This is a genomic window from Bacillus haynesii (assembly GCF_001969855.1).
GTDB lineage: Bacteria > Bacillota > Bacilli > Bacillales > Bacillaceae > Bacillus > Bacillus haynesii.
Genome location: NZ_MRBL01000014.1, coordinates 84,108 through 90,539, shown reverse-complemented (window position 1 = coordinate 90,539; position 6,432 = coordinate 84,108). Strand labels below are relative to the sequence as shown.

The following is a 6,432-nucleotide window of genomic DNA, read 5'->3' as shown; positions in this document are numbered from 1 at the left end:
ATTTAATACCTTTGTAATGTCTACTTTTGATTTAACTCTAAAGTTAATTTTGTTATTTCTTTGATATATATCTAAAAAAGTTATATCCGGATTATCTTCCTTATAATAGAAATATGCTAATGCCGTAATTAATTCTTCATTCTCCATTCTGGTATTTTTTAACCTTGAAAAAAACCAACTACTATATTTGTTTGTAATTGTCCTTATAGTTCTAATAATGTCACTGTCTATATAAGAGTTCCACATTTCAAAAGTATTTTCGCGAATTGGATATGGTTTATTATTTAATCTAATAAACAAATCTATAGGATCAAACTGAGGATTAATTCTAGCGTCAATAGTAACTAAAGATAAATTGAAATCTAAAATTCTATCTTTTAATTCATCTGGTAATTCGTTATAAGCCGCTCCATTAAGATCGTCTAAAATTCTAAGTTTGCTTAGTTTAAAATTATTTTTTTCAGATTTAACTCTATTTCCTTTTTCATCAATGAAATCTTCACCAATAAATCCAAGTATAGACAACAACCTTTGTTGACCATCAACTACTTCTAATACACCATCTTGTCTTTTAAATATAAAAATAGGTGGTAGCTTTATACCTAATAAAATACTTTCAATTAATGCTGAAGATTTCATTTGGTTAATTGTTTCCCCTCTTTGATATGAAGGGCGAACTAAAAAACGTCTTCTATTCATTTGGCGACATATATCATCGATAGTAGTTGTACTTGCATCCGGCCTATTTAATCTTAGAGATTCGAACTCTTCTATTATTGTATTAGTATCTGTCGAATTATTCAAAACACTTTTAATAATTTGTTTAGACTTTATATTATTCTTGATATAAATATCTAAATTTAAATCTAACACCTTTTCAAAAAATGAAGCAGTTCCAGCATACCGTTCTTTCATTTCTTTGTAAAAATGACTATTTTCTGTTTTGTAAATTAATATATTCTCCTTTATAAATTCTAGCAAAAGATTTGAGAATTTTTCGGAAACTATTAAGTTAATATCAATATTTTCTTTCTCTAATATAGTTAGGGCCCAAAATAAACATTCAAAAACTAATTTATTATGTGGAATATGATTTTGTTCTAGACGTTTTTTTAAATCTTTAAGTAATACCACCTTTTTATTAAAATTAATGAAAAGATTTTCTACATCACTAGTATTATTACTCAAGTTTTCAAAAAGCCTCTGAATAACTTCCTTTCTTCCTTTTAAAGTACTGTAATAATTTATAGGTAGATTGTGCAAAACTAAAAACAACCTAACTTTTTGCATAGCTTTTTCAAGGGTAATACTTTTGTTTTTTAGTTCCATATCCCTTTCTAAAAAGAAAAGGTCTAAAAAATTAATATAATCCAGTTCATTTTCTCTAAATTGTTTTTTAAAGTACTTGGTGGTATCATTATTAATATAGATAGCTTTTTCAATTTCAGCATTTTTTAATGGAGTAATACCTGAGTTATATCTTCTGAAGATTTCTTTTTTAATCTGGTCCTCTTTTCGTTCATCTAACTTAGGCTCATTAATCACACTAAATTCTATTATTCTAAGGTTCGTATCCCAGAATACATTCTCTAATTCCAAATCAAAATCGTCAAAACTTTTCTTTTTCAATTCTGAAAAAATACTTAATCCTTTTTTTGTTAAATGAAATTTATTCTCTTTAAATCTTTTAATTGTTTCAAATCTCTGTCTCCCATCTATTACTTCTATATTTTTCCCGGTGTTAAAAAAAACTAGAGGAGGTATTTCCGTACCAAGTAATATACTCTCAATAAAATAAGATGCTTTATCTTTGTCCCAAACGTAATTTCTTTGATAATAAGGATCATACACCGTATTTCTAGTTCGTCTTTCATTACCAAATAAAGTTTCAATTGACATTACCTTAGACTCGATTTTAAGGTGTGTACGAAAAATTTCTTTTATTTCCTCATCTTTCAAAAATAAGTTGGCTGCCATCTAATCCCCCCGTCTTTGCATAGGAACCAATCTTCCACTTGCGATTCATTTGAGTTTCCATGTATAAAAAATGTATCACTTTCAAATAAGAATATCTATATATACAATCGGTTATTTTTAAAAAAATTTCATCTTTTTTCTAAAATATCCTTCTTTCTGTCATAATTTAAGATAATGAATCGCTTCTTCTTGATTGGCCTGGAACGATTTTAATTCCTTCCCATTCAGATCTTCTTTTAGTAAGCAAACCTTTTGAATCTGCCTGTTTTGATAATGGTGAAAATAGTAGCTGCACGTCTCGCTGCACATCACCGCCGTATATTGGGTGTAATCGTCTTCGCCATTGTCAGTCATGACAACCCCTTTGGGAATATTCATATTGGAGAGAATATGAAACGCGGCAGAGACGCCTTCTGTTTCATCGGACAGAGGCTTCATGTGCTCTTTCAAAACTGCAGCCCTGACAAAACGGGATGGCGGCGTAAAGTCTCCCGGCAATCCGGACAGCCCGGAACCTTGGCCAAAAGCCGACAGCGTCAGGTCTCCCACCTTTTTCGCGGCAAACTGTCCCGGCTGAAGACCGATATAATTGCGCAAATTGGTCAAATGCCAAGGAAAATCCGGACTGTTCGTCAGCACGCCGACCGGATTATCATGAATTTGAATGCCTCCGGCCACCGGTTCAACAACGATGCTCGCACCGGAGCGGTCCGTTAATAGCCAATGAAGCGGCGTTACCGTGCTCAGCAAACTGACCTCTCTCTCAACAATGTTTAAGGAAACAGCCGCTTTTTTCACATCCTCCAAATCACAGCATTCCGACAGCACCCATGTCACAAATTCGTGCGGCGCAAGATTGCGGCATTGCTCTTTCGTCTCGCTTTCATACACAGCATAATCCGGGAAATAAAGCGCCGCGCAAGACAATCCTTTTTCATTCACACCATCGGCAAACAGAGCATTCTTGAGCCTTCTGCCCATTCCGATAAACGCATACCGGCCGGCATGCTCGCTGCCGTCCGCTTCACTTTTCCATTTGTAACGACGCGGATGCAACAGCACTTCCCCGTTAAGCTCAAAATCAAAATCCATTGTCCTCGCCAATAAATGCTCCCGACCCGCAGTCGTCAACGTGATACTTGTACACATGGCGCTCCATCCTTTTCGTTTGATATTACACTTCGTGAACTATTTTTATGTTATCGAATTGGAAAAGATTCGTCAAAATGAAAGGGGTTATGATAAAAATGACCTCCAGAACAGAGGTCATTTTTAATCACATCATTTACTCCCCCAAACCGCATCTCCTTCACGGGACAACGCACTAAACGTCATCACCTTCCGCTCAGAAACCGCATCCCACTGGCGTAAAAATACACCGTCATATATTTTTCCGTCGATCTTGAGTTCTATTTTGTTATGTCCCGTTTTCTTCCACGTTCCGGCTACTGCGCCTGTTATTTTGCCATTTTGATTTAAGCGGATTTCTTTCGATTCTTTAATATCTGCGGAGATGTCTTTGCCGTGCTGCACCAATTCGTAGGCACCCATCACATCTGACTTTTTCACCTTTTCGAGCTTCTCTCCGGCGTAGCGGTGAGGGGCGACAACCGGCCAGCCTTGTTTGTTCATCAGCAATTGGTGGACGCGGACTTCGTGTTCCTCACCCCTTCCCGGGAAGCGGGTGTGGAAGATTAAATACGATTTGCCGCTTTTTTCATCGTAAAAGGCAGAGTTATGGCCCGGCGACACATAGCCGTTTTGATTGTTAAATGAGTAATTTCCCATCAGTTTGACACCGTACGGTTCGATTGAACGATCGTCAAAAATCGTTCCTTCTTTGCCGCGGACGTCAATCATCGCGTGGCCTTCTGCATCATAATAAGGGCCGTCAGGGTTTTTTGAGCGGGCGACGCGAATGTTGTACCCGCCGTCAGCGGCAAGCCCCCCGAAGGACATGTACAGGTAGTAATACTGTGTTTCAGGATTATAGAGAATGTATGCACCTTCAATCCGGCTGTGGTTGCCGCCGATCAGCTTTTTGCCGTACCCCTGTCCCGGAAGCGGAAATCCGGTTTTCTTGTCCATTTCTAAAATAAAAATTCCCCCGGAATAGGAGCCATACACCATCCACAGCTTTCCGTTTTGATCAAAGAATGTGTGGGGATCGACGACATTTGGGTGCTTTGTCGCGTCATAAGGCGTCCCGTCATTGCTGATCCCGTCCATTCCCGACTTCAGGAAAATGCCTTTATTTTTGTACGGTCCTTCAATGTCGTCTGCGACAGCAAGCCCGAGGGCAGATCTCGGAGAATCCCCGCGGCAGGCATTGTAATACATATAAAACTTGCCGTCCTCAAGCTGGGTGACATCAGGCGCCCACAACGTATCAGATTCAGCCCATTCAAAGGTTTCTTTTAATTCTTCATATACGTTCGGAATCAAAGGATTCCCGTTATGGACACTCGAGGAAATTTGCGTCCATTTCATGAGGTCCGTCGATTTGGCCGAAGCTAAATGGGAGCCGAAGACATAGTATGTGCCATTCGCTTTAATAATCGATGGATCATGAACCGTCACTTCTGAAAATACAGGTTTTTGAGTTTGTGCGGAAGCTTGGTTTGGAGTGAAACAGGCAGCCATGATGAAAAGCAGTGCAAGGACTTGGATGAAACACTTTTTCATATTCACTTGTTCTCCTTTCTTTTGAAACACTTTCATTTTTTGACAGTCCATCATATGCTGCTTATCCAAGGTTTATTACGAACAAAAAAGCTCCCGACAAAGTCGGCAGCCTGAGTTTATTACCTCGCTTTATGCACTTTCAGCAATTTCCCTTTCACAGTCGTGTTTTTCATCGCCTCTAAGACGAGCGGACCTTTGCCGTTTAAAATTTCAACGAATGAACCTTGCTCCTGGATCGTGATAATCCCGATATCCTCAGCCGAGACGCCGTCAATTTTAGCAATCGTTCCGACGAAATCAACGGCTCTCAGTTTCTTCTTTTTTCCCCCGTTAAAGTAGAGCCTCATGATTTCTTTATTTAACGGTTCGCTCTTGTCCTGTTTAAGCTCCGGTTTCGTATTGATTTTCTTTAGAAAAGCCGCTTTTGCTCGTGCAATTTCTTCTTTTGACGGCGTCTCAATAATAGGAATGGGAAAACCGATATAGTCTTCAATATCAGCGATCATCCTCTTTTCACGCGGACTGGCAAGAGTAATCGCTTTTCCCTGGCTGCCGGCTCGGCCTGTTCTGCCGGTACGATGCACATAGCTTTCTTGATCTAATGGCAGCTCATAGTTAATGACATGTGTGATGTTCTCAATGTCGATGCCTCTTGCCGCCACATCTGTCGCGATTAAATAGCGGAACGCTCCCCGTCTAAAGCGGTTCATCACGGCAAAACGATCCTCCTGAGGCATACCGCCGTGAATTTTCGCGCACGGATAACCCAAACCGGCTAAGCGCCGCTGCAACTCATTCACTTGCTCCTGTGTGCGGCAAAAGACGATGCAGCTGTCCGGGTTCTCAACAATGAACAGATCCACTAAAAGCGAAAATGGATCATTTTCATTTACAATGATCAGTTGATGCTCGATGTCTGCGGTTGTCGTACCGCCTGCTTTAATCTCAATTTTCAAAGGGTCTTTCATATATTGAAGGGATAGATGCTCCACATCCTCCGGAAAAGTTGCTGAAAACAGCATCGTCAGCCGTTCATCAGGCAAATGGCGGATGATCGCTCCCACTTGATCGATAAATCCCATATTCAGCATTTCATCGGCCTCATCGATGACAAGGTATTTCAGTTTTTCTAATGGAAGGGTTCCTTTTTCAATGTGATCCAATACGCGGCCCGGCGTCCCGACAACGATATGGCATTTTTGATTAAGCTCCGTTTTTTGCCGTTCAAAGGATGACTTCCCGTAAACAGCCGCTGCTTTTATTCTTTTATAGCGGCCGATGTTCGTCAAATCCTCTTTAACCTGAGCAGCAAGCTCGCGCGTCGGTGTCAAAATCAAGGCTTGCGGTTTGTTCTCTTCCCATTCGGTCAGCTCGCAAAGCGGAATTCCGAACGCGGCCGTCTTCCCGCTCCCCGTCCGCGATCTCACCACAACATCCCGCTTTTTAAGCGCCACGGGAATCACTTCGCTCTGCACCGCAGTCGGCTGCTTATACCCTAAATGATCGAGCGCTTTCGTAATATCCCCGCTTATTGCATAGTCTCTAAAATTGGCTTTGCTCATGAATGGACTCCTTTTGGTCATATGATTTCCAGTGAATGATGGTGTTATGAATGTGATTATACGCTAATCATGACTGATTTCAAAAAGACATGAAAAAGAGGCTGCAATATGTGCAGCCCTAAGAAACATCCTAATTTACTTATAAAGCTGTTAACACAAAAGAATGATAAAGAAACGATTGTTTTTAAACATTCAATTTCCCTTTTAA

At 40.0% G+C, this 6,432-nt stretch carries 4 protein-coding genes; all 4 read right to left on the bottom strand.

The genetic code is table 11. The features are described from left to right. Nucleotides 1-1,977 (bottom strand): DUF262 domain-containing protein (locus tag BTA31_RS12825; protein WP_076792158.1); only part of this gene is annotated, 1,977 nt, incomplete at its 3' end. Nucleotides 1,978-2,136: 159 nt separating this feature from the next. After that, on the bottom strand, nucleotides 2,137-3,126 hold the full coding sequence (locus BTA31_RS12820; protein ID WP_076792155.1) for a choloylglycine hydrolase family protein: 990 nt from the start codon (nucleotides 3,124-3,126) through the stop codon (nucleotides 2,137-2,139). 132 nt (nucleotides 3,127-3,258) lie between these two features. Continuing rightward, nucleotides 3,259-4,662 carry an arabinan endo-1,5-alpha-L-arabinosidase AbnB gene (locus BTA31_RS12815; RefSeq protein ID WP_422109655.1) on the bottom strand — a complete coding sequence of 468 codons (1,404 nt, stop codon included), beginning with the start codon at nucleotides 4,660-4,662 and terminating at the stop codon, nucleotides 3,259-3,261. A 119-nt stretch (nucleotides 4,663-4,781) separates the two neighbouring features. Continuing rightward, nucleotides 4,782-6,224 carry a DEAD/DEAH box helicase gene (locus tag BTA31_RS12810; RefSeq protein ID WP_076792153.1) on the bottom strand — a complete coding sequence of 481 codons (1,443 nt, stop codon included), beginning with the start codon at nucleotides 6,222-6,224 and terminating at the stop codon, nucleotides 4,782-4,784. Between the last annotated feature and the right edge of the window lie 208 nt (nucleotides 6,225-6,432).